This window comes from Actinomadura fibrosa, assembly GCF_900659615.1.
GTDB lineage: Bacteria > Actinomycetota > Actinomycetes > Streptosporangiales > Streptosporangiaceae > Spirillospora > Spirillospora fibrosa.
Genome location: NZ_CAACUY010000520.1, coordinates 1 through 2,004 on the forward strand (window position 1 = coordinate 1; position 2,004 = coordinate 2,004).

The window sequence follows — 2,004 nt, forward strand, 5'->3', positions numbered from 1 at the left end:
AGACCGCGGAGGGCGCCGCGGGCGCGGCGGGCGCGCGGGGGGCCGCCTGCGCGGCGGGGGCGGCGACGAGGGCCGTCGCCAGGAGTCCCGTCGCCGTCGCGGTGACGGCGCCGCTCATGCGTGCATGACGGGTTTTCACTGCGCCTCCAGGGGGGTTTGGGCGCACCCGTGTGGTGCGCCGGAGGTCACCGCACATGGTTCAAGACGCCACAAGGAGGACGGAAGGCAGAAAAGTGCCCGAATGGACTGTGAAAAGTTGTCACATTAGAGCCGGATGCGACGTCCGAACGCGGGCGGGACAGATCGCCTGCAAAAGACTCTTCAGGACCCTGATGTCCGATCTCGGTCCGGACCGGGCCTCCCCGGCGCGCCGCTCCCGCCGTACAGTCGGGGGGACGGGGGCCGGACGACGTACGCGGACCCCCCGCCCCCGGTTCCCCCGCACGGGAGTGCCCATGGGCGTCGAGATCCGGGTGGAAGGGCTGAAGAAGTCGTTCGGACGGCAGGTCATCTGGGAGGACGTGTCGTTCACCATCCCCGCGGGCGAGATCTCCGCCCTGCTGGGGCCGTCCGGGACCGGGAAGTCGGTCTTCCTCAAGAACCTCGTCGGCCTGCTCCGCCCCGACCGCGGCCACGTGTACGTGGGCGGCGGCGACGTCCCCCGGCTGCGGGAGCACGACCTCTACGAGATGCGCCGCAAGTTCGGCGTGCTCTTCCAGGACGGCGCCCTGTTCGGCTCCATGAACCTCTACGACAACATCGCCTTCCCGCTCCGCGAGCACACGAGGAAGGGCGAGGCGGAGATCAAGCGGATCGTGCTGGAGAAGATGGAGATGGTCGGCCTCACCGGCGCGGAGGAGAAGCTGCCCGGCGAGATCTCCGGCGGGATGAGGAAGCGCGCCGGGCTCGCCCGCGCGCTCGTCCTGGACCCCGAGGTGATCCTCGCGGACGAGCCGGACTCCGGCCTCGACCCCGTCCGCACCGCCTACCTCAACCAGCTCTTCGTCGACCTCAACGCCGAGCTCGGCGCGACCTTCCTCATCGTCACCCACGACATCGGCACCGCGCGCGTCCTGCCGGACAACCTCGGCCTGCTGTTCCGCCGCGGCCTCGTGATGTTCGGGCCGCGCGAGATGATCCTGTCCAGCACGCACCCGGCGGTGAACCAGTTCTTCAACGCCCGGCGCCAGGGGCCCATCGGCATGGCGGAGGAGAAGGACCTCGCCGAGGTCGAGAGCGAGGGGCCCGCCCCGGCGGTGATGCCCGCCCCGATCCCGCCGCAGCTCATGCCGAGCGACGGCGGGCCGCGCCCCTCGATGCGGCGGCCGGGGGAGTGGCTGCGCGAGCACGGCGTCACCCCGCCGCCCGGCTCGTTCATCGACGACGAGGGCCGCGACTGGCTGAACGAGTGGGACGGCCTGACCGCGGCCCGGGAACGCCCGCAGTGACCGCGTGACCGCGGCGGGCCGGTGCCAACGGGCGGCTGGCACGATGGGCCGGTGACCTTGCTCCTCACCCGCTCCGACCTCGAAGCGCTGCTCGACCCGGCCGCGTGCCTGGACGCGCTCCGCCGCGGCTTCACGTCCGAGGAGGGGGAGGCCGTCCCGCGGCGGGTCGTGGCGCCGCTGCCCGGCCCGGGGACGGCGACGGCGCTGCTGCCCGGCCTGGTCGCGGGCGTCCCCGCCTACACGGTCAAGGTGAACGCCAAGTTCCCCGGCGGCCGTCCCGCGCTGCGCGGCGTCGTCTGCCTGCACGACCTCCGCACCGGGGAGACGCTCGCGCTGCTCGACTCGGCCACCGTGACCGCGTGGCGCACCGGGCTGGCGGCCGCGCTCGGCACCCACGCGCTGGCCCGCCCAGAGGCCGACGAGGTCGCGGTGATCGGCGCGGGGGCGCAGGCGGACCTGGTCCTGCGGGGCCTGGCCGAGCTGCGGCCGGTGCGCGGGCTCACCGTCTGCGACCTGGACGCGGACCGCGCGGCGGCCTTCGCCGAGCGGCACGGCG

General features: G+C 73.7%; 1 protein-coding gene and 1 pseudogene. Both read left to right on the forward strand.

Annotated elements, in window-relative coordinates; genetic code table 11:
* Positions 1 to 455 precede the first annotated feature (455 nt).
* Entirely contained in the window at positions 456 to 1,448 is a 993-nt protein-coding gene (locus E1300_RS49320; protein WP_131764128.1) for an ABC transporter ATP-binding protein, read from the forward strand.
* 51 nt (positions 1,449 to 1,499) lie between these two features.
* Positions 1,500 to 2,004, forward strand: a pseudogene (locus E1300_RS49325) (ornithine cyclodeaminase family protein); the annotation flags it as partial.

What these genes read in the sequence shown, in the direction of transcription:
- E1300_RS49320 (WP_131764128.1), top strand. Translation starts at nt 456, where the DNA reads ATGGGCGTCGAGATCCGGGTGGAAGGGCTGAAGAAGTCGTTCGGACGG.